This is a genomic window from Nocardioides sp. NPDC057772 (assembly GCF_042798075.1).
Classification (GTDB): domain Bacteria; phylum Actinomycetota; class Actinomycetes; order Propionibacteriales; family Nocardioidaceae; genus Nocardioides.
The window spans coordinates 18486-39852 of the sequence record NZ_JBHVKN010000028.1 but is presented as its reverse complement, the minus strand read 5'-3'; the positions used below and the strand labels follow the sequence as shown (position 1 = coordinate 39852).

The 21367-nt window shown below is 69.6% G+C and carries 20 protein-coding genes; 13 read left to right on the top strand and 7 right to left on the bottom strand.

Annotation, left to right across the window (positions count from 1 at the left end):
- Positions 1-2905, bottom strand: a 2905-nt coding sequence (locus ACFVJS_RS07720; RefSeq protein ID WP_378878339.1) for a DEAD/DEAH box helicase, incomplete at its 3' end; no start/stop codon positions are given.
- A 132-nt stretch (positions 2906-3037) separates the two neighbouring features.
- On the opposite strand from ACFVJS_RS07720, the gene purE reads away from it, so the two are divergent.
- Complete coding sequence (gene purE, locus ACFVJS_RS07715) at positions 3038-3532, top strand: 5-(carboxyamino)imidazole ribonucleotide mutase (protein WP_008363509.1); 495 nt, start codon at positions 3038-3040, stop codon at positions 3530-3532.
- A 12-nt stretch (positions 3533-3544) separates the two neighbouring features.
- Here purE and ACFVJS_RS07710 read toward each other — a convergent pair whose 3' ends face one another.
- Complete coding sequence (locus ACFVJS_RS07710; RefSeq protein WP_378878338.1) at positions 3545-4027, bottom strand: DUF2000 domain-containing protein; 483 nt, start codon at positions 4025-4027, stop codon at positions 3545-3547.
- Positions 4028-4137: 110 nt separating this feature from the next.
- Between ACFVJS_RS07710 and ACFVJS_RS07705 the strand changes: the two genes are divergently transcribed.
- Entirely contained in the window at positions 4138-4587 is a 450-nt protein-coding gene (locus ACFVJS_RS07705) for an Lrp/AsnC family transcriptional regulator (RefSeq protein ID WP_378878337.1), read from the top strand.
- A 2-nt stretch (positions 4588-4589) separates the two neighbouring features.
- On the opposite strand, the gene ACFVJS_RS07700 is transcribed toward ACFVJS_RS07705, so the two are convergent.
- A complete protein-coding gene (locus tag ACFVJS_RS07700) occupies positions 4590-5042 on the bottom strand; it encodes a CoA-binding protein (RefSeq protein WP_378878336.1) in 453 nt (150 codons plus the stop codon).
- Positions 5043-5126: 84 nt separating this feature from the next.
- Here ACFVJS_RS07700 and ACFVJS_RS07695 point away from each other — a divergent pair, with 84 nt between their 5' ends.
- From ACFVJS_RS07695 to ACFVJS_RS07685, 3 genes are all read left to right on the top strand, one after another.
- Positions 5127-6299 carry an acyl-CoA dehydrogenase family protein gene (locus ACFVJS_RS07695; protein WP_378878335.1) on the top strand — a complete coding sequence of 391 codons (1173 nt, stop codon included), beginning with the start codon at positions 5127-5129 and terminating at the stop codon, positions 6297-6299.
- A gap of 122 nt (positions 6300-6421) precedes the next feature.
- Positions 6422-7366 carry a DUF559 domain-containing protein gene (locus ACFVJS_RS07690; RefSeq protein WP_378878334.1) on the top strand — a complete coding sequence of 315 codons (945 nt, stop codon included), beginning with the start codon at positions 6422-6424 and terminating at the stop codon, positions 7364-7366.
- A gap of 131 nt (positions 7367-7497) precedes the next feature.
- Positions 7498-8019 (top strand): GNAT family N-acetyltransferase, encoded by a 522-nt coding sequence (locus ACFVJS_RS07685; RefSeq protein ID WP_378878333.1) that lies wholly within the window; start codon positions 7498-7500, stop codon positions 8017-8019.
- Between the two features lie 31 nt (positions 8020-8050).
- Here the strand turns inward: ACFVJS_RS07685 and arfB are convergent, their stop codons facing one another.
- Both arfB and ACFVJS_RS07675 read right to left on the bottom strand, forming a co-directional pair.
- Positions 8051-8476, bottom strand: coding sequence for an alternative ribosome rescue aminoacyl-tRNA hydrolase ArfB (gene arfB, locus ACFVJS_RS07680; RefSeq protein WP_378878332.1), 426 nt, complete (start codon positions 8474-8476; stop codon positions 8051-8053).
- Positions 8473-9549 (bottom strand): LacI family DNA-binding transcriptional regulator, encoded by a 1077-nt coding sequence (locus ACFVJS_RS07675; RefSeq protein ID WP_378878331.1) that lies wholly within the window; start codon positions 9547-9549, stop codon positions 8473-8475. The genes arfB and ACFVJS_RS07675 overlap by 4 nt, the downstream gene beginning before the upstream one ends.
- 104 nt (positions 9550-9653) lie before the next feature.
- On the opposite strand from ACFVJS_RS07675, the gene ACFVJS_RS07670 reads away from it, so the two are divergent.
- The 7 genes from ACFVJS_RS07670 to ACFVJS_RS07640 are packed head-to-tail and all read left to right on the top strand — an operon-like array spanning position 9654 to position 17472.
- The gene (locus tag ACFVJS_RS07670; RefSeq protein WP_378878330.1) at positions 9654-10895 is read left to right on the top strand and encodes an amino acid ABC transporter substrate-binding protein; all 1242 of its coding nucleotides are present in this window, start codon (positions 9654-9656) and stop codon (positions 10893-10895) included.
- Between the two features lie 4 nt (positions 10896-10899).
- Positions 10900-11784 (top strand): branched-chain amino acid ABC transporter permease, encoded by an 885-nt coding sequence (locus ACFVJS_RS07665; RefSeq protein WP_378878329.1) that lies wholly within the window; start codon positions 10900-10902, stop codon positions 11782-11784.
- Positions 11768-12844 carry a branched-chain amino acid ABC transporter permease gene (locus tag ACFVJS_RS07660; RefSeq protein ID WP_378878328.1) on the top strand — a complete coding sequence of 359 codons (1077 nt, stop codon included), beginning with the start codon at positions 11768-11770 and terminating at the stop codon, positions 12842-12844. The genes ACFVJS_RS07665 and ACFVJS_RS07660 overlap by 17 nt, the downstream gene beginning before the upstream one ends.
- Positions 12841-13587, top strand: a complete 747-nt coding sequence (locus ACFVJS_RS07655) for an ABC transporter ATP-binding protein (RefSeq protein WP_378878327.1) — start codon at positions 12841-12843, stop codon at positions 13585-13587. Before ACFVJS_RS07660 ends, ACFVJS_RS07655 begins: the two co-directional genes overlap by 4 nt.
- Complete coding sequence (locus tag ACFVJS_RS07650) at positions 13580-14338, top strand: ABC transporter ATP-binding protein (RefSeq protein WP_378878326.1); 759 nt, start codon at positions 13580-13582, stop codon at positions 14336-14338. Before ACFVJS_RS07655 ends, ACFVJS_RS07650 begins: the two co-directional genes overlap by 8 nt.
- A gap of 49 nt (positions 14339-14387) precedes the next feature.
- Positions 14388-15077, top strand: a complete 690-nt coding sequence (locus tag ACFVJS_RS07645) for a hypothetical protein (protein ID WP_378878325.1) — start codon at positions 14388-14390, stop codon at positions 15075-15077.
- A 55-nt stretch (positions 15078-15132) separates the two neighbouring features.
- Positions 15133-17472: a PQQ-dependent sugar dehydrogenase gene (locus tag ACFVJS_RS07640; RefSeq protein WP_378878324.1), complete on the top strand. Its 2340-nt coding sequence runs from the start codon at positions 15133-15135 to the stop codon at positions 17470-17472.
- A gap of 25 nt (positions 17473-17497) precedes the next feature.
- Here ACFVJS_RS07640 and ACFVJS_RS07635 read toward each other — a convergent pair whose 3' ends face one another.
- Positions 17498-18169 (bottom strand): GTP pyrophosphokinase family protein, encoded by a 672-nt coding sequence (locus ACFVJS_RS07635; protein WP_165110754.1) that lies wholly within the window; start codon positions 18167-18169, stop codon positions 17498-17500.
- A 231-nt stretch (positions 18170-18400) separates the two neighbouring features.
- Between ACFVJS_RS07635 and ACFVJS_RS07630 the strand changes: the two genes are divergently transcribed.
- On the top strand, positions 18401-20053 hold the full coding sequence (locus tag ACFVJS_RS07630) for an enoyl-CoA hydratase-related protein (RefSeq protein WP_378878323.1): 1653 nt from the start codon (positions 18401-18403) through the stop codon (positions 20051-20053).
- 93 nt (positions 20054-20146) lie between these two features.
- Here ACFVJS_RS07630 and ACFVJS_RS07625 read toward each other — a convergent pair whose 3' ends face one another.
- A complete protein-coding gene (locus ACFVJS_RS07625; RefSeq protein ID WP_378878322.1) occupies positions 20147-21235 on the bottom strand; it encodes an LCP family protein in 1089 nt (362 codons plus the stop codon).
- Between the last annotated feature and the right edge of the window lie 132 nt (positions 21236-21367).

Here is a 21367-nt window from a genome sequence, read left to right as displayed (position 1 = left end):
CCCACGAAGGCCCACCTCGACGCAGCCCCGGCGGGGCGCCCTCCGCGAGGACGTGCGTCAGCGCGCCCTCCAACTCCTCCACGCCCTGCGCCAGCAGCTCGCCGAGCGGCCGGCCCAGCACGGACGTGCGTCCGGCGCCCAGGGCCCTGGCCGCGGGGGCGTTGACGACGGCCGGCCGCAGATCCACGACGCCGAGGCGCTGGCGCTCGGTGGCAACGACCTCGCGGGCGATCTCGGCGTCGGATGCCTCGGCGGCCAGGACGGTGACGACGTCGTCGGGGTGCGAGGTCTCGTAGGCCTCGGGGCTGCTGGCCGCGGTGGCACTGACCCGGGCGAAGTCGTCGAAGAGCTCGGCCTTGGCAGCGAGGATGTCGTGGACGCGCTGGTCGACGCCGACCTCGGAGAGCAGGCGGTGGACCTGGACCGACTGGAGCTGGCCCATCCGGCGGGCACGGGCGATGGCCTGCCACTCGATGGTCGGCTTCAGCTGGGGCTCGCAGATGACGACGACCGACGCCGACTGGATGTTGAGGCCGACGCCGCCGGCGACGATCTGGGTGACCAGGACGGCGCCGTGGCCGGCTGCCGAGAACTCGTCGACCATCTGCTGGCGCTCCTCGGCGGGTACCGACCCGGTCAGCGGCCCGAACACCTCGCCGGGCAGCAGCGTGACGAGGTCGTCGAGGACCTTCCTGAAGTGGGAGAACACGATCACCCGGCGGCCGTTCTCCTCGGCCTCACCGACGATCTCGATCAGCCGCTCGACCTTCGCCGACGAGGTGCCCTGGAGCATGGCGGCCTGGCGCATGGCCATGAAGTTGCCGTCGCGGACGCACTCGGCGTACGCCCGTTCGTCGGCCGGCGACAACGGCAGCCAGTCCTCGACCTCGACGAGGTCGGGGAGCTCGGTGAGCACGTCCTCCTGATTGCGGCGCAGGTAGACCGGGGCGACCTGCTTGCTGAATCGGTGGGGGTTGAACTCGTCGGCGGAGAGCAGCAGGTCGGGGCGGAGATAGGAGACGAGGTTGCGGAACTCCTCGATGCGGTTCTCCATCGGGGTGCCGGTGAGCAGGATGGCGCGCTCCGAGGCGTCCAGCACCCGGCGTACGCGCTCGGTCCGCTGCGTGTGCGGCGACTTGATCATGTGGGCCTCGTCGACCACGACGCAGGCGACCTTCACCTGGTCGAGGAAGGGCTGGATCGCGTTGAGCGTCTCGTAGGTGGTCACCGCGACGCCGCCCTGCTCGACCCAGATCCTGGCGGCCTTCGTGCGGCGGTTGCCGTGGAGCCGGTGAGGGATCAGGGTGGTCTTCGAGTCGGTCTCGCGCACCCAGTTGGTGACCACGGCGGCCGGGCAGACGACCAGCGTGTGCGAGGCGCCCATCGCGTGCAGGTGGGCGAGCACCGCCAGCGACTGGAGCGTCTTCCCGAGCCCCATCTCGTCGCCGATGATCACCTTCATCTGCACCAGCGCGAAGCGGACGCCGAAGTGCTGGTAGCCACGCAGGGAGGCAGTCAGGTTGTTCGTACGCAGCTCCTGCGCGCGCACCGCCTCGATGATCTCGGCCGACAGGTCGCCGTGGATCTTGTCCTCGTCCTCGGTCAGGAAGCCGAGCTCGGAGAGCATCGCGTAGTAGTCGGCCGGACGCCTCTCGAAGTCCTCCCACGGATCGGCCGGCCGGTTGCCAGGACGGATCCGGCGGGCCATCTCTGCCCGGTGGGCGATCGCCCGCAGCGCGCTCTGGAAGTCGTCGAGACTGGCCGCGTGGGCGAGGATCAGGTGGAACTTCGCGCCGCTGTCGAGGGACCGGATCAGCGGCCGCAGCGACTGGACCAGAGCGAGCTCCGCCCCTGCGTCCTTCGTACGCCGCCCCGCCTCCCACTCCGCCAGCCGCGCGAGCAGCCTGGTGGCTGCCGGGGTGCGGCGCTCATGGTCGATGGCAAGCGGCATCTCGTCGTAGGTGCGCTGCCACAGCGCCTGTGCCGCCTCCTGCATCCGCATCGCCGTGGCCGGCCCGACGCCCGGAAGTTCCCGCAGGTCAGAGTGGGGATGGATGACCTCGTGGACAGTGCGGATCCCGGCCTCGAGGAGGGGCTCGATGCGCACGAGGTCGGCGAGCTCGTCGACCGGCAGCGACCTCACCGCGGTGTCGGTGTCGGCGCTCCGGACCGCGTTCGCGGCCTCGGTAGCCGCCCGCCGAGCCGGCTCCTCCGAGCGCCTGGCCTCGTTGAGCGCGTCGGCCTCGTTGCGCAGGACGAGGATCCCCTTGCGCGGGGCCAGCACGGCCTCGGAACCCAGGTCGGAGAGGGCCTCGAGGAGACCGACGCTCGGGAGCAGCGCCTCTCGGGCCCGCAAACGGCGACGGTCCGGTCGCCGGGTCAGCTCGGCCAGCCGGGTCGGTGCGTGGATCTCGCCGGCCCAGCGGTGCAGGTCGAGGATCCGCTTGCCCGCCAGCTCCGCGTCCTCACGGCGGCTGCCACGCACGAACAACCGGCGCGCACCGGCCGCCTTCTTCGCCTGCGTGACGTCCTCAGCGGCGGCGGCCAGCGCGTCGACGAGCTCCCGGGTGGTTTCGTCGACCGGCTCGAGCGCGTGCCGCCGGGCGATCGCGGCCAGTCGCGGTCCGTCGCTCCGGTCGAGCGCGATGCTGCGCCACGCCACCTGGGCCGCGCGCTTCAGCTCGGCCGCGCTCGCTCGGAAGTGGTCGACCGCGTCGGCCGCTTCCCGTTCGATCACTTCCCGCGCGGCGGTTGCCGACGCCGCCTGTCGCGACCAGGACGCGACCTGCCGCACACGCGAGGGCAGCGCCTTGCGCTCCGTCTTGGTCAACCCGGTGAACCGCTCGACCGAGGCGGTGTTCGGCGGCGTACCGATGACGACGTCGGTGCTCGTAGCTGGATCCATCTGCCTTTGAGGGGGTCGTAGTGGACTGCGGGCGGCGTCGGAAGACCCTAGCGGGCGGCACCGACATGCAGATGACGGACAGAGGTCGGACCGGTGACACGAGGCGGGTCGGCGGCCGCATAGCCTGTCCCCATGAGCGCTCGCGTAGGCATCGTGATGGGATCCGACTCCGACTGGCCGACGATGAAGGCCGCGGCCGACCTTCTCGACGAGTTCGGGATCGAGTGGGAGGCCGACGTGAAGTCGGCCCACCGGATGCCGCAGGAGATGCTCGACTACGGCCGCGAGGCCGCCGGTCGTGGTCTTTCCGTGATCATCGCCGGCGCCGGCGGCGCCGCGGCGCTGCCCGGCATGCTCGCCTCCGTGACCCCGCTGCCCGTCATCGGCGTCCCGGTGCCGCTGAAGTACCTCGACGGGATGGACTCGTTGATGTCGATCGTCCAGATGCCGGGTGGCATCCCGGTGGCCACGGTCGCCATCGGCAACGCCAAGAACGCGGGCATCCTCGCCGCCCGCATCCTCGGCGTCGCCGACCCCGAGCTGCAGCAGAAGCTGGTGGCGTACGAGAAGTCCCTCGCCGAGCTCGCCCGCGAGAAGGGTGAGGTCGTACGCCGCGCCACCTCCTAGGGCACCTGAGACTCAGGGCAGGAGCGACAGGCCCTTGACGAGCTTGTCGATGATCCGGCGCGGGCCGAAGAGGCTGACCGCGCAGTAGGAGAGGTCGGCGCCGCGGCTGCTCCCGACGGCGAAGAGGTAGTCGTCGTAGACCCGGGTGTGCTGCGCCTGGGTGGGCATGTCGATGACCGCGACGCCGGGCTGGGCGACCGCCTGGCGCCGCAGGTCGGTGAGCCGCTGGGCCGGGGCGCCGAGCACCGTGCAGCCGATCCAAGGCAGACCCGGATGGGTGGAGCCGTCGGCATCGGCCGCGTCCGCCCCGAGCAGTCCGGTCGTACGCTGCGTGGTCGCGCCCGCGACGCAGACGGCCGCGTTCACAGCGCGTCCGGCGGGGAGGTCCTGGTCGACGACGACCACCCACTTGAAGGGCACCTCTCGCGTGCTCAGGGACTGGTCGATCTCGTCGGGAGCGAACCCGATCCTCGCCGTCTCGACACTTGTGCTCATCACTCTGACTCCTGTCATTCGCCAACTGAATCGACGACAAGTCTTGAGAATGTCAGGACTAAACGCAATCAAGCCGGTCATTGTCAGGAGGATCGGTTAATCTGGCGTGCATGGACGAAGTCGACCGTCAGATTTTGGCCGCCTGGACGATGGATGCACGGCGGAGCCTCCGGGACATCGCCGCGGAAGTCGGTGTCTCCGCGACCACCGTGCACGACCGCGCGCGGGCGATGCAGCGCCGTGGGCTCATCCGCGGCGCCTACCTCGATCTCGACCTCCGTCAGATCGACCGCGGCGTGCAGGCGCTCGTCGCGGTACGCATCCGGCCGCCGTCGCGCGCCAACATCGAGTCCTTCCGCGACTGGGTCGGCGCGCTCCCGGAGGCGGTCGGGGTGTTCGTCACCTCCGGCCGGATGGACTTCATCGTCCATGTCGCGGTCCCCGACAACGACGCGCTCTACGCGTTCGTGATCGACCGGCTCACCTCCCGGGCCGAGATCGCCGACGTCGAGACGTCGGTGATCTACGAGCACATGCGGACGATGACGTTCGAGCCGTAGCCCTACCTCCGCGCGCCCGCCTTGGCGCGCTCGAACCAGATCTTGCTGGGGCAGGTGTCCATCACCATCGGTACGCCGGCCGCGGTGGTGCGCTCGAAGGCCGACTCGTCGATCACGCCCATCTGGAACCACACACCGCCGGCGCCGATCGCCACCGCCTCGTCGGCGAACTGGCCGGCGGCCTCGGAGCGGCGGAAGACGTCGACGACGTCGATCTTCCCGACGGCCGCTGCGGCCTCGGCCAGAGTCGCGTAGACCTTCTCGCCGAGCACCTCCTTGCCCTCGGCCGCGGCACCCGGGTGTATCGGGACGATCCGCTTGCCGTGCAGCTGGAGCTCCTGGGCGATCGCGTAGGCGGTACGCCACGGGTCACCCGAGAGGCCGACCACGGCCCAGGTCTCGGAGTCGTCGAGAAGCGTGTCGATGGTGTCCTGGTCGAGCCATGCGGCGGTCATGTGGAGGGAACAACAACACCGCTTCGGGGATTCCGTGACCCGCCGACGTACTGGCGAGTAGCAAACAGGCATAGACTCCGGGACATGAGTGCCGAGTACCCGTTGTTCGCCCTCTCCGAGGAGCACCAGGAGATCCGCAAGGCCATCCGTGAGATCTGCGACGCCAAGATCGCGCCGGCCGCGGCTGCGGTCGACGAGGAGGCTCGCTATCCGCAGGAGGCGCACGACGCGCTGATCGAGACCGAGTTCTTCGCGCCGCACGTGCCCGAGGCGTACGGCGGTGTCGGTGCCGACGCGCTCGCGACCGTCCTGGTGATCGAGGAGATCGCCCGCGCGGACGTCTCGGCCTCGCTGATCCCCGCCGTGAACAAGCTCGGCTCGCTGCCGGTGCAGATCGGTGGGTCGGAGGAGCTGAAGAAGAAGTACCTCGGCAAGCTCGCCGCCGGCGAGGGCAACTTCTCCTACTGCCTCTCCGAGCCCGACGCCGGCTCGGACGCCGCCAACCAGAAGACCCGAGCGGTCCGCGACGGCGACTTCTGGGTGCTCAACGGGGTCAAGCGGTGGATCACCAACGCCGGCGTCTCGGAGTACTACACCGTCCTGGCGATGACCGACCCCGACAAGCGTTCCAAGGGCATCTCCGCCTTCGTCGTGGAGAAGTCTGACGAGGGCGTCAGCTTCGGCGCCCCGGAGAAGAAGCTCGGCATCAAGGGCAGCCCGACGCGCGAGGTCTACTTCGACAACGTGCGCATCCCCGCCGACCGGCTCATCGGCGAGGAGGGCAAGGGTTTCACCTACGCCATGCAGACCCTCGACCACACCCGCATCACGATCGCGGCCCAGGCCGTCGGTGTCGCCCAGGGTGCGCTCGACTACGCGCTGGGCTACATCAAGGAGCGCAAGCAGTTCGGCAAGCCGATCGCGGAGTTCCAGGGCCTGGAGTTCATGGTCGCCGACATGGGCATGAAGATCGAGGCCGCGCGTCAGCTCACCTACGCCGCCGCCGGCCGCTCCGAGCGCGGCGACAAGGACCTCACCTTCTTCGGTGCCGCCGCGAAGGCGTTCGCGAGCGACGTCGCGATGCAGGTGACCACCGACGCCGTGCAGCTGCTGGGTGGCTATGGGTTCACCCGCGACTACCCGGTCGAGCGGATGATGCGCGACGCCAAGATCACCCAGATCTACGAGGGCACCAACCAGGTCCAGCGCATCGTGATGGCCCGTCAGCTCCTCGCCGGCATCCAGTCGACCCTGTGACTGACCGATCGGTGCACTGCGCCTGCCTTACTCAGTGCACCGATCATTCATGTGCGCGATCCATGCACCGTTGATCGGCTCAAAGGTGCACGGATCGTGCACGGGCGACAGATGATGCCTTCATGGGGGACACATCTGATCCGGACGAAGACTTCGCCCTGGACGTCTCGCGACCTTTCTCGCGCGCTGACGCCGTGAAGGCGAAGATCAAACCGAGCACGTTGCGCGGCCCGCGTTTCACCCGTCTCTTCAGTGGCGTGTACGTCGCCGCCGACGCCCCGGCGACGCCACTGCAGCGGGTCCAGGCTGCGCTCGTACCGTTCCAGGGCCGCGGGTTCGCCAGTCACGCGTCCGCCGCTCGGGTATATGACGTGCCGATCCCGACGTTGCCCGACGAGCATGTGACGGTGACGGCGGCGGCTCACCGGCGTACACATCCAGGCATCGTCTGCCATGTGATGCGGAAGCCACGAGCGGTGGTCGTCGATGGCATCGGCGTCTCCTCGCCCGACCAGCTCTTCACCGAACTCGCCAGCCAGGTGAGCCTGGTCGACCTCGTCGTCGCTGGCGACCATCTCGTACGCCACCACGGGGGTGTGACTCCGACGACCCTGGCCGACTTCGCGGCCTCCGGGACGCTGCCGGGTTCGCGCCCGGCGGCGACGGCGGCACGCTACGTACGCGAGAACGTTCGCTCGCCGATGGAGACCCGTGTGCGCATGCTGATCGTGCTCGGTGGTCTGCCGGAACCACGCATCAACGCGCTCGTCGGCACCGGTGACGGCATGCTCAAGCGCGAGCACGATCTGGTCTATGCGGTCTCGAAGACCGCGATCGAGTACGACGGCAAGCAGCACCCGGCCGAGCAGTGGGAGCGCGACCTCGAACGACGTGAGGAAGCCGACGACGACGGTTGGCGCATCCTGACCGTTGTTGCGAAGGGCATCTATCGTCGACCCGACCTGACGCTCGAGAAGATTCACCGGGTGCTGCTGGAGCGAGGCGAACCGGGCGTGCCGAAGCAGCTGTCGGACGCCTGGCGCCCGCACTTTCCGGTGATTCGTTGATGTGCACGATCCGTGCACTTGGATGCGCATCGCCTATGCACAGATCGAGCAGGTGCCCGATCCGTGCACTCTCGTGTCGTGTCTACGTGCATCGATCGTGCACGTGAGGGGCCGCCGCTATCGTCTCAGGCATGGCTGATGACGTGCTCCGGCTCCGCGAGTGGGAGGAGTCGGACGCGGAAGTCCTGCTCTCTGCGTACGACGGGACGGGGATGCGGACCGAGCGGCCGGCGGACGTCGCCACCGTCGAGGACGCCGAGAGGATGATCGCCGGGTGGGCCGAGGAGGCGGCGGCGGACAGGGCGTACACCTTCGCCGTTGTCGACGGCTCCGACATCCTGGGCCAGATGCGGGTCACCACCCAGCTGCGCGCCCACAGCATCGGCTGGATCTCCTACTGGACCCTCGAGCAGCACCGCGGGCGGGGTGTCGGCAGCACCGGCCTGAGGCTGCTGGCGCGCCACTGCTTCGACGAGCTCGACCTCTTCCGCCTCGAGACCGGTCATCGGGTCGACAACCCGGGCTCGTGCCGCGTCGCCACCGCAGCCGGGTTCCTCGTCGAGGGCCGCGAACGCCAGAAGCTGCTCTACGACGGGGTCCGCTACGACACCGAGACCCACGCGCGGCTCGCGACCGATCCCGACCCTGCCTGACTCCGCGAGCGCGTGCGTCGAGACGTCGCGGCTAGTCCTGGACGCGCCCGCGGAGCTGCTTGGTCTGGCTGCGCTGACGTTTCGCGTCTAGGCGGCGCTCCTTGGAGCCGCGGGTGGGCTTGGTGGGGCGTCGGGTGGGCGGTGGCGGGGCGAGGAGCTCGCGGATGCGCAGGGCGAGACGCTCGCGCGCGGCGACACGGTTGCGGAGCTGGGAGCGCTGCTCGTGGGAGACGACGTGGATCGGGCCGGGTGAGCGGGCGAGGATGCGGGCACGCTGCGACTCGTCGAGCACCTCGGACGCGGACGGGTCCCAGGACAGCTCCACCCGCGAGTCGGTCGTGTTGACCGACTGTCCGCCAGGCCCGGGTGAGCGGGAGAAGCGCTCGACCAGCTCGGAGTCGGGGATGACCAGACCCTGGGGCAGGCCGGGGCCCGGCGGCACCTGCATGTCCTTCATCTGGCTCCTCTCGCTCGACCCCCATTCTCCTCCGAGGCGTCGACGGATCCCACGGGGCCGGTCGAGTCGCGCACCACGAGCTCCGCGGGGACCCGCTGCCGACGCGGCCGTGCGCCGGGCTCCTTCAACGCCAGCGTCAGCGCACGGGCGCCCATCTCGGCCATCGGCAGGCGGACGGTGGTGAGTCCGGGGGACAGGTCTTGAGCGACCGCGACGTCGTCGAATCCACTGACCGAGACCTGGCCCGGCACCGAGACCCCCGAGCTCCGCAGCTGGGAGAGGCAGCCGATGGCCATGTCGTCGTTGAGGGCGATGACGGCCGTCGTACGCGGGTGGTCGGCGAGCATGCGGCGGATGCACTCGCGCCCGCCCTCGCGGGTGAACGGCCCCTCCAGGACGGGTACGTCACCGGCGTCGAGCCCCGCCGCCGCGAGTGCGTCGCGCACCCCCGCGAGGCGGTCGGCGACGGTGGTCAGCTCCAGCGAGCCGGAGACGACCACGATGCGCCGGTGGCCGAGGCCGAGGATGTGCTCGGCGACGGCGCGGCCGCCGGGGCGGTTGTCGGGCAGCACGCTGTCGACGCCGAGGTGGTGGCGGCCGACGACCGCGACGCGACCGCCCGCCTCCGCGTAACGCTGCACCTCGAGCCGCATCGGTGCCTCGACCGAGGCGTCCACGAAGCCCGACCCCGCGATCAGGATCGCGCCGACGCGATTGGCGACCAGGCTGCGTACCTGCTCCACCTCGGCCTCGGGGTCGCGCCCGGAGTGGCAGATCTGGACGGTGCGACCGTGCTCGGCGGCGAGGCTGAGCACTCCGCTGGCGATCTCGGAGAAGTAGGGGTCGCCGATCTCGTGGACGACGAGCCCGATGGTCGCGGTGGATCCGCTGGCGAGCGAGCGGGCATGGAGGTTGGCGACGTAGCCGAGCTCGCGTGCCGCCTGGCGGACCTTCTCGGCGACGGAGTCGCTGACGCCAGGGGTTCCGGAGAGCGCGCGGGAGGCGGTCGCGATCGAGACGCCGGAGGCGTTGGCGACGTCGATCAAGCGGGGGGAGCGGGCGGAACGGTCCATCGATGCCCCTTGTCGTCAGGAATGTGACCCTTGCCACACTAAGCGGGAGTCGGTAACGTCATCGTAAACGCTTACGTAAGCGCTTTCGTAGAGGAGACCCGCAGATGCGCTTCACGAAGACCCCCACCGCGAGCAAGCGGTCCAGAGCAACCCTGGCAGCCACGGCGGCCCTCGCTCTCGCCTCCACCCTCGCCGCCTGTGGCGCCGCCGAGGAAGGAGGCAGCGACGACGAGATCGTGATCGGCATCTCGCTGCCCCTGACCGGCGACTTCAGCGAGCCCGGCAAGGGCATCCAGCGCGGCTACGAGGCCTGGGCCGAATACGTCAACGCCAACGGCGGCCTGCTCGGCCGCGACGTACGCCTGGAGATGCTCGACGACCAGTCCAGCGCCGAGCGCGTGGCGGCCGACTACGAGAAGCTGATCAACCAGGAGCAGGTCGACCTGGTCGTCGGTCCGTTCTCGACCCGCCTGGTGATCCCGGCCGCCCAGGTCGCCCAGGACTACGGCTACCTCTTCGTCGAGCCCGCCGGCGCGGCGCCGGAGGTCTTCGAGGAGGGCTTCGAAAACCTCTTCTACGCCGCGCCCGCCGTCGCCGACGACCACTACAAGCTGCTCGCCGAGCACATCTTGGCGATGCCCGAGAGCGAGCGGCCCAAGACCGCGGCGTACGCCTCGATGGACGACCCGTTCGCCCAGGGCACCGCCTACGGACTCAAGGACGCACTGGAGGAGGGTGGCGTGAAGACGGTCGTGGACGAGGTCTACCCGCCCAACACCACCGACTTCAGCAGCATCGCGGCCAAGATCGCCGACAGCAAGGCCGACATCGTCGTGGGCGGCAGCCAGTACCAGGACGGCGTCAACCTGATCGTCGCGCTGCAGCAGCTCGACTACCAGCCCAAGCTGGCCGCGTTCTCGACGGCGCCGACCGAGACCGAGTTCGCCGAGGCGATCGGCGACAAGACGCAGGGCGTCATCGCGCCGACCGGCTACACCACCAAGGCTGACTACCCCGAGAACCAGGAGTTCGTGAAGTTCTACGAGGAGAAGCACGGCGAGGCGCCCGGCGAGGACGAGGCCAACGCCTGGACCACCGGCCAGGTCGTCGCGGCGGCGGTCGAGGCCGTCGAGTGCGCCGAGCCCGCCCCGGAGTGCCAGTCGCAGCTGATCGACTGGCTGCGCGAGAACGAGGTCGACACGGTCGTCGGTCCGCTCAGCTGGGACGACAAGGGCCGCCCGCAGAGCGCCCACATGATCCAGCAGTGGGTCGACGGCGAGATCAAGATCGTCCTGCCGGAGGACCAGGCAGAGGCCGAGTTCATCTTCCCGAAGCCGGCGTGGTGAGCCCATGTCGGGAGCTCTTCTCCTGCAGAGCCTGATCCTGGGGCTGCTGCTCGGAGGCCTCTACGCCCTGCTCGCCGCCGGCCTGACGCTCTACTTCGGGGTCATGCGGGTCGTGATGATCGCCCACTCCGCGTTCCTGATCCTGGCTGCGTACCTGGCCTGGTTCTTCACCAAGCAGACCGGGCTTGATCCACTGCTGTCGCTGTTCGTCACCGTGCCGCTGTTCTTCGCGGCCGGCTACGGGATGCAGCGCGCGCTGCTCTCGCGGCTGCGGCCGGCGACGCTGACGATGATGTCGGTGCTGCTGACCTTCGCGATCGCGCTGGTCATCGAGGGTGGCCTCGGCTACCTCTTCTCCGGCACCCAGCGACGGATCCAGCTCGGCTACTCCGGCGCCAGCCTGGAGCTGTGGGGCGCCCGGATCGCGGTGGTGAAGCTGATCGCCTTCGGGCTGGCCGCGGTCTCGCTCCTGGCGCTGTTCCTGCTCCTCAAGAAGACCCGCTTCGGGCAGGCGCTGCGGGCCACGATCCAGCACCGCGAAGCCGCTCAGCTGCTCGGCATCGACACCGACCGGATCGCCGGCTTCGGCTTCGGGCTGGGCCTGGCCACGGCAGCGGTCGGCGGCACCGCGCTCGCGCTCGACGCCACCATCTATCCCTCGCTGCACTGGCACTGGATCGGGCCGCTGATGGCGATCATCGTGATCGGCGGCCTCGGCAGCATCCCCGGCGCCGCGATCGCGGCGATGCTCCTCGGCGTCACCCAGGCGCTGCTGCAGATCCCGATGGGCACCACATGGGCGCAGACGGTCTTCTACGTCGCCCTCTTCGCCACCCTCATGTTCCGCCCCCAGGGTTTCTTCGGAGGTCGCCTTGCTCAGCGCTTCTAGACACAACGACAGCCGTACGTCCCCGGGCCGCTCGATCCTCGTGGCCAAGCTCGTCGCGGCAGCCGCCGGGCTCGGCCTCGTGCTCGCGTTCCCGGCGCTCGCCCCGGACCCGTTCATCCTGTCGGTCGGTGTGGTGATCGCCAGCTATGCCGCGCTCGCGGTGGCGTGGAACTTCGTCGGCGGGCTGACCGGCTACATCTCACTGGGCCACGCCGCCTACTCGGGGCTGGGTGGCTACGGCACTGCGCTGCTGATCACCGAGGCCGGGGTGAACCCGTGGATCTCGATGGTCGTCGCGGCGCTGCTCGTCGGCCTGGCCGCGGTGCCGATCGGGATCGCGTCGCTGCGGGTCCGCGGCGCTTCGTTCGTGATCGTCTCGATCGCGCTGGTGCTCATCCTGCTGCTGGTCGCGCAGAGCTGGGCCGGTGTCACCGGCGGGTCCAACGGGTTGCGGGTGCCGCGGCCGTTCGGCACCGATGTCTTCCGGCCCGAGCAGCACGAGCGGTTCTTCTACCTGTTCGTCGGCCTGACGCTGGTCGCCCTCGCGCTGTGGTGGCTGGTCGACCGGTCCCGGCTCGGCACCGGGCTCAAGGCGATCCGCGAGGACGAGGACAAGGCACAGGCGCTGGGCGTGCCGACGTTCGTCTACAAGCTCGTCGTCTTCGTCGTCTCGGCGTTCTTCACCGCGATGGCGGGCGGGATGTACGCCCTCTGGTTCGGCTCGCTCGATCCGATCTTCCAGTTCTCGATCCTGACCGGTTCCTATCTGGTGCTGATGTCGCTGCTCGGTGGCGTGCGCAGCCTGCTCGGTCCGGTCGTCGGCGCGGTGATCGTGGGCTACGCCGTCGAGTTCTTCAAGAACCAGTACGGCGACACCCAGCTGCACCTGGTCGCGCTCGGACTGTTGCTCGCCCTGGTCGTGCTGTTCATGCCCGACGGGGTCATCCCCTGGGTGGCCGCGCAGTTCGACCGGTTCCGACCCGGTGGCACCTCGATCCGCGAGGTCGACGCCGCTCAGCTGGCCGAGGAGCGCAAGGCGCTCGAGGAGGCGAAGCGATGACCGAGATCATCAAGCACGGCCTGGAGACCGACGGACTGACCAAGTCCTTCGGCGGCGTACGCGCCGTGGACGAGGCGACGGTCAGCTTCCAGGAGGGCAGGATCAACGCCCTGATCGGCCCGAACGGGTCGGGCAAGACCACGTTCTTCAACTGCGTGACCGGGATGATCCGCCCCGACTCGGGGACCGTGACCTACCGCGGCCGGGACGTGACCGGCCACGCACCCCACCGGATCGCACGGGCCGGGCTCGGGCGCAGCTTCCAGCTGTGCCGGATCTTCCCGCGGATGACGGTGCTCGACAACGTGCTGGCCGGGGTCTGCTCGGCGGGCGTCGTCCACCGGCTGCGCGGGGCGCACAACCCCGATGACATCGCTCGGGCCCGCGAGCTGCTGGCCCGGGTCGGCATCGAGCACCTCGAGCGCAGCGAGGCCCGCGACATCTCCTACGGCCAGCAGAAGCTGCTCGAGCTGGCCGGGGTGCTGATGGCCGAACCCGACACGATCATGCTCGACGAGCCCGCCGGGGGAGTGAACCCGGCCTTGATCGGCCGGATCGCCACGCTCGTGCGCGAGCTCAACGCCGAGGGCCGCACCTTCATCATCGTCGAGCACAACATGGAGCTGGTGATGAGCCTCTCCGACCATGTCGTGGTCTTCGACCGCGGCCGTCCGATCGCCTCCGGTGCGCCGGCGGACGTGCAGAACGACCCCCGAGTCCTGGAGGCCTACCTTGGTGTCTGAACCTCTTCTCGAGCTGCGCGACATCGAGGCCGGCTACGGCCGGGCCGCGCTCGTCCTGCGCGGCCTCACCGTCACCGTTCCCGCAGGTCAGATCGTCTGTCTGGTCGGCCCGAACGGCGCCGGCAAGTCCACCGTGCTCAAGGTGGCCAGCGGCATGTTGACGCCACGCTCGGGGACCATCACGATCGACGGCGTCGACGTCACCCGCAACGGTCCGCAGCAGATGCTCCGCGCCGGCATGGCCCACGTGCTCCAAGGCCACTCGGTCTTCAAGGAGATGACCGTGGCCGAGAACGTCGGGCTGGGCGCCTACACCGTCCGCGACCCGGCGGCGGTGGCCGAGCGGACCGACTTCGTCAAGAGCCTCTTCCCGGTCGTCGCCGAGCGGTGGAACACCCTCGCCGGCGCGCTCTCGGGCGGTCAGCAGAAGCAGGTCGAGTTCGCCCGCTCGCTGATGGTGAGCCCGAAGGTCGTGCTGCTCGACGAGCCCAGCATGGGCCTGGACCCGAAGACGACCGCAACCGTGTTCGAGCAGGTGGTACGCATGCGCGACGCCGGTCTGGCGGTCCTGCTCGTCGAGCAGAACGCCCGGCGGGCCCTGGAGTCGGCAGACCTGGGCTGCGTACTCGATCTGGGGAAGGTGCACATCGCAGGGGCAGCCGCCGACCTGCTCGCCGACCCACGGATGGCGGAGCTCTATCTCGGGGGAGCCGCAACGACCTCAGCAGGGGCCACCGACGGTCCCGATTAGGGGAAGGGAAGCAACCATGAGAAGGAACCGGAGACTGACGCTGAACCGAATGACGGGGCGAGGCGTACGCGCCGGTGTGATCGCCCTCGCCGTTGCCCTGGCCGCTCCGCTCGCCGGAGCCCAGGCGCACACACCCGAGGGCCCGGGCCTGGCCGTGGTCAATCCCCGGGCCAGCGTGGCCGACTGGGATCCGCTGACCGACGCGAAGTGGGCCTTCGAGGACGGCCAGGTCATCCTGACCGAGCCGGGGACCCCGCAGCCGGGCCCCAGACGCCCCTTCGAGTACGCCATCGTGACCCAGGGGCCGGCTCTCGGCTCGCTGACCTACCGCGCCGAGGTGCGCATCGACGAGGCCGTCACGGTCACCAACCGCGACGTGATCCTGGTCTGGAACTACCAGTCACCGACACGCTTCTACTACGCCCACCTCTCGACCGACAACACCATCTACCCCCACAACGGCATCTTCGTGGTCAACGACGCCGACCGGCTGCGGATCGACCACCAGTGGAACGGCACGGTCGGAGCCGCGCCGTCGATCACCGACGCGGAATGGCACGACGTACGCCTCGACTACGACGCCCGCACGGGAGCGATCGCGGTCTACCTCGACGGTGCCGACGAGCCGCGGATGACCGCCACCGACACCAGCTTCGCCGGAGGCCGGTTCGGCTTCGGTTCCTTCGACAACTTCGGGCGCATCCGTGACGTCACCGTCGCGGGCGTACGTCATCGCTGAAGCGAAGCCCGAAGCAATACCGCCCGCTGAACCTTCGGTAAGGAGAGAACAACCCATGGAAACCTCACGTCTATGGGGCAGACAGGCGCGGGCCGGCCTCGCCGTCGGCGCCCTGCTCGCCGCTCTGCTCACCCCCACGCTCTCTGCCAGTCCCGCCAACGCCGCCATCCCCGGCAGCGAGCCCGTCCCCGACCCCATCCCCGAGCAGCCCGTACGCAGCAGCCTCGGCCTCGTGCTCGAAGAGGTCACCCAGCTTCCTGCGACCGAGCCCTACCCCGCGCCCACCGACCAGCGCCTCGTACGTCACAACCGCATCAACTTCATCGGTGAGGTCCCCGACGGCTCGGGCCGGATGTACGTCCCCGACCTCAACGGGCCGATGTACCTGCTCGAGAACGGGCAGCAGCACGAATACCTGAACCTCCGCGACCACTTCGTCGACTTCTGGTCCGGGGCCGGGTTGGGCAGCGGCGCCGGGTTCATCACCTTCCACCCCGACTTCGAGGAGAACGGTCTCCTCTACACCGTCCACACCGAGCGCTTCGGCGGCTTCGCCAAGACGCCGACGTTCCCCTCGCAGACCAACCCGGGTTCGGGGCGGACCGTCAGCGTCGTGACCGAGTGGCACGCCGCCGACCCGGCCGCGGACACGTTCGAAGGCACCAGCCGGGAGGTGATGCGGATCGACTTCGCCGGCCAGATCCACGCCATCCAGCAGATCGACTTCAACCCGACCGCCCAGCCGGGCGACGAGGACTACGGGCTGCTCTACATCGCCTCCGGCGACGGCGGCAACGGCGTCCGCAGCGACGATCCGCAGAACCTCGCCAACCCCTTCGGCAAGATCCTGCGCATCGACCCGCTCGCCCGCGACGGGCGCAACGGGGCGTACGGGGTCCCGGACAGCAACCCGTTCGTCGGCCGGGAGGGCGCGATCGAGGAGATCTGGGCGTACGGCATGCGTGACCCGCACCGGTTCTCCTGGGACGTCGAGACGGGCCGGCTGCTGCTCGGCCACATCGGCCAGCACGCGATCGAGGGCGTCTACGACGTGCAGGCCGGGGACAACCTCGGCTGGAGCGAGATCGAGGGCCGACTGCTCTACGACAACACCGACGAGTGCGCCCTCTACACGGTGCCCGAGGGCTACGACATGTCCCGCTTCACGCTCCCGGTGGCCTCCTTCGACCACGACCCGCCGGCCAACTACCCCTGCACCTCCGACAGCGGCCACGCCGTCAGCGGCGGCGTCGTCTACCGCGGCGGGTTCGACGACCTGAAGGGCAAGTACGTCTTCGGTGACCTGGTCAACGGCGAGGTCTTCTGGACCGATGCCCGGCAGATGCGACGGGGAAGCAGCCGGGAGGCGACCCTGCACCAGATGCAGCTCTTCGACACCTCGGGCAAGCGGCTCTCGATGCAGGACTTCGTCGATCACCCGCGCGTGGACCTGCGCTTCGGCACCGACTCCCGCCGCAACCTCTACCTGCTGGCCAAGGCCAACGGGAAGATCTGGAAGGTGGTGGACACCGTGCAGCGGCCCTGGCCGAGCGAGGTCCTGCCGTCGCTGCGCGAGGACCTGGTCAGCTACTACGACTTCGAGCACCCCTTCGCCCCGGGGGCGCGCGAGGAGGACCAGGGCTTCTCGCGGACGCTGCTGAACCAGGTCAACGGCGGCAACGCGATGCAGGTCAGCGACTCCGCCTACCGGACCAGCAACAACGCCCTGCAGACCAAGCAGGTCGCCCCGGAGGTCAACGGCAACGACGACTGGAAGGCGGGATCGTGGAACCAGAACGGCGTCGCGTCGCTGGCGCCGTTCGCTGGAGCCGAGCAGATCACCGTGGCCGGCTGGTTCAAGGTCGACATGGACGGGCCCGCGCTCAACTCGGTGACGGCCGACCCGACCGACCGGTTCAACGCCATCGGGCTGGCCGGGGTGCTGTCGGGCAACTCCGACGGCCACGGCGTACGCGCCCTGCTCGAGCTCATCAACGTCAACGGCACCCTGCGCCTGGTGGCACTCGGGCGCCGGCTCGACGAGGGTGCCTCGCAGACCTTCGCGGCCTCGGCGGACTGGCAGACCCTGCTGCCGCGCGGGCAGTGGGTGCACCTGGCGGCGACGTTCGACTACACCACGGGGAAGATGGCGCTCTACCGCAACGGCAAGGCGGTCGAGGGGTTCTACACCTCGGCGGGTGACCCGTGGCAGGTCGACGGCACCGGCACCTCCGACACGTTGCCCCGCGGCTACAAGGTCGGAGGCTCCTTCCCGCAGGACACCGTCGAGCGGAACCCCTGCGACTGCCGGATGGACTCACTGATGTTCCTCGACCGGGCGATCACCCCGGACGAGGCGCGGGCTCAGTACCAGCGGTTCGTCAACGGCCGCTGACCTCGATGGGGTCCACGGCTCCGGTTCAGCGGACCGGGCCGTGGACCTCGCTGCGTAACCGGGCCATGGTGGCGTCGAGGTCGGCGGCGGTGCGGGCCGCCGCGCCGAGCTCGTCGCGCAGGGTGGTGGGGACGGTGCCGTCGTACTTGTAGTAGATCGAGTGCTCGACGCTGGCCCAGAAGTCCATCGCGATGGTGCGGATCTGCAGCTCGACCGGGACGTCCACCGCGCGGTCGGAGAGGTAGACCGGCACCTTGATGATCAGGTGGAGGCTGCGGTAGCCGTTGGCCTTGGGCTCGGCGATGTAGTCCTCGACCTCGACCACGTCGACGTCGGACTGGCTGCCGAGCATCTCCATGATCCAGTAGACGTCGGAGACGAACGGGCACACGACCCGGATCCCGGCGATGTCGCGGATCTGCTGCTCGAGCGCCTCGAGGGTGAGCGGGCAGCCGATCTTGCGGGCCTTGGCGAGCAGACTGTCGGGTGACTTCAGCCGGGTGCGTACGTGCTCGATCGGGCTGTGGTCGTGGGTGTGCTCGAACTCCTCGCGCAGGATCGCGATCTTGGTCGAGACCTCGTCCATCGCGAACTTGTAGCGCATCCGGAACCTGGCCAGCTCGCGGGCCATCTCGTCGCCGCTTGCCTCGACGAGATCGACCAACCCGTTGATCGGGTTGTCGTCGACTGTGGTCATTGTCCCCTCCTGACAGAGTCATCTTTGCAGGCGACGACAAGGCGGCGGCGTGGTGCCCGGTACGCGAGCGGGGCGAGGGGCCCGGACGTCACCAGGTCTTCGGGCCTGCTTCTGGACACCGAGGTGCATCCGGCCGGACGCACCCGATACAGTGACACCCCTCGGGGGATAAATACCCCCCGGGGGATAAAGGTCTGTTCGGGTTGCCTACGAGTAAGGACACTCCCCCACATGCGCATTCTGCTGCTCGTCTCCGCGTTCAACGGCCTGACCCAGCGGGTCTGGTGCGATCTGAAGGAGGGTGGCCACGACGTCGGTGTCGTGCTGGCGCCCGTGCATGACGACTCGTCCCTGGTTGCGGCCGTCGAGGAGATCGGTCCCGAGCTGATCCTGTGCCCGTTCCTCAAGCACCGGGTACCGGAGGCGATCTGGGACCGCTACCCGACGGTCGTGATCCACCCGGGCCCGGTCGGAGACCGGGGACCGTCCTCGCTCGACCACGCCACGCTCGACGGGCGTTCTCGCTGGGGCGTCACCGCGCTGTCCGCCGTCGAGGAGATGGACGCCGGCCCGGTCTGGGCGACCGAGACGTTCCCGATGCCCGAGGTCCCGATCGCCAAGAGCGCGCTCTACAACGGGCCGGTGGCCGACGCGGCGATGGCGTGTGTCGCGGAGGTCGTCCGGATGGTCGCGGCGGGGGAGGCCCCGAAGCCGGCCGAGGAGTGGCCCGCCGAGGTCGAGGGCACCGGCGAGCTGCCGCTGCTGCGCCGCAGCGCCTTCGAGATCGACTGGTCCGCGCCGGCGACCGAGATCGCGCGCCGGATCGCGGCGGCCGACGGCGCGCCGGGTGCACCGGCGATCGTCGACGGCAAGACGTACTGCCTCTTCGACCCGGCGACGACCCCCGACCAGCAGGACGCCGAGCCCGGCACCGTCGTCGGCGTGGACACCGACGCGGTCGCGATCGCCACCGGGGAGGGCACCCTGTGGGTCGGCTACGCCGCGACGCTCGAGAAGAAGCGCGGCCCCAAGCTCCCGGCGGCCTGGGTGCTCGACACCCGCCACGCGTCCTACCGGGCGATGCCCGAGGCGCTGGCCGAGACGACCTACGAGCGCGACGGCGACGTCGGCTACCTCACCCTGCGCTCCTACAGCGGCGCGATGTACACCCAGCAGTGCCGACGGATGACCGACGCGGTCCGCAAGGCGCTCATCGAGGACACCAGGGTCCTGGTCGTACGCGGCACCGAGCATGCCTTCTCCAACGGCATCCACCTCGGCGTGATCGAGGCGGCCCAGGACCCGGCGGCCGAGGCGTGGGACAACATCCGGGCCATCGACGAGCTCTGCGTGGCGATCGCCGAGGCCGAGCAGCTGACCATCGCCGCGTTCACCGCGAACGCCGGCGCCGGCGGTGTGATGGCCGGTCTCTGCGCCGACATCACGGTTGCGCGCGCCGGGGTCGTGCTGAACCCCTACTACGACATGGGCATCTTCGGCTCCGAGCTGCACACCTGGGGCCTGCCGAGCCGGGTCGGCCCCGAGAAGGCCGACGAGCTCCTCGGTGCGAAGCTGCCGATCTCGGCGGCCGAGGCGGCCCGGATCGAGATGGTCAGCGAGCTCGGCCCGCGCGACGCGGCGGAGTTCGACGGTTGGCTGCGCGACCTGGCGCAGGGCTACGCCGATCCCGAGGCGTACGTCCCGGCCCTGGCGGCGCGCGAGTCGCGCCGGGCCTGTGCGATGCCGATGTCCTACTACCAGAGCATCGAACTGGCCGAGATGGCCCGCGACATCTTCGACGACCGCCACGGGTTCGCGGCGAAGCGGAAGGCGTTCGTCACCAAGGCCGCGCCGAGTGAGACCCCTGCCAAGATCCGGTTCTGACCTGATCCCACGGCATCTGGAAGGGCGCTGGTTCACCGAGCGGGTGACGTACGACATGAGCGCGCCCGACTTCTTGCCAGGGGTCTGCCAGGGTCAGCGCACCACGTCCGGCGTCGTCAGATCACGGTTCTCATCGACCCACTCGCCCATCCGATCCTCACGGACGGCGCGCCACAGGTCGCGATCGCGGGAGGGGTCGAGGCGTACGACCGACTGGTCGCCGACCATGCCGGTGCCGTCGGTGGGGACGGTGAGGTAGCTGATGTCGTCGGTGCGGAGGTTGCGGAGCGAGGCGGCGAGCTTCGCCATCTGGGTGGTCGACCAGTCGTCGTCCACGGAGGCGTGCTTCGAGAACAGGTCGAGGAGGTCGAGAACCTGGTCGGGGTTCTTACGGAGCTCCTGGTTGAGGGTCTGCTTGAGAAGCGTGCGGAGGAACGCCTGCTGGCGGGCCACGCGGTCGAGGTCGCCGTCCCGGAGGCCGTAGCGCTGGCGTACGTAGAGGAGCGCCTGCTCGCCGTCGAGGTGGTGGCGGCCGGCTTCCCAGCGGACGCCGCGGGCCGAGTCGTAGACGGTCTTCGGGATGTCGATGTCGACGCCGCCGACGGCGTCGGTCAGGGCCTTGAACCCGTCCCAGTCGATGACGGCGAGGTGGTCGATGCGTACGTCCGTCATCGTCTCGACGGTCTCGACGGTGAGGTTGGGGCCGCCGAAGGAGTAGGCCCAGTTGACCTTGCCCTTGCCGTGGCCGGGGATGTCGACCCAGGAGTCGCGGGGGATCGAGATCACCGAGGCGGAGCGGCGGTCGCCGTCGAGGTGGACGAGCAGCATCGTGTCAGAGCGCGCCTGACCCGGCTCCCAGCCGGGCGCCTCGGCGCCGGTGGTGGGTGCGTCGGAGCGCGTGTCGGTGCCGAGGACGAGGATGTTCACCGCGTCCGCGGCCGATCCGGAGGTGGGCTTGGCCGGGCGGTCGGTGAGCCCGGTGAAGGTGTCGGGCAGCCGCTGGATGTTCCCCTCCACCTTTGCCCGGAGCCACAGGGCGCCGGTCAGGCCCGCCGCGCAGAGCAGGAGGACGCACACCAGCAGCCCGATCAGAGGCTTGCGCGCGCGGCGCCATCCGCGCGTGCGGGACTCGTCCGCAGGATCCGACTGCGGCGGCACGGGCGGGTGATCGAGGAGGGCCACCCGAGTATGTGACCCGGGACGCCCGGCCGCCGGGGCTCAGATGCTCGCCATTCCTCAATTTCAGGCACCGGTCGGTAACGGCTGGTAACCAAAAATAGGGAGGCAATACGTCGTCTGGTGTGGCTGAGTAAA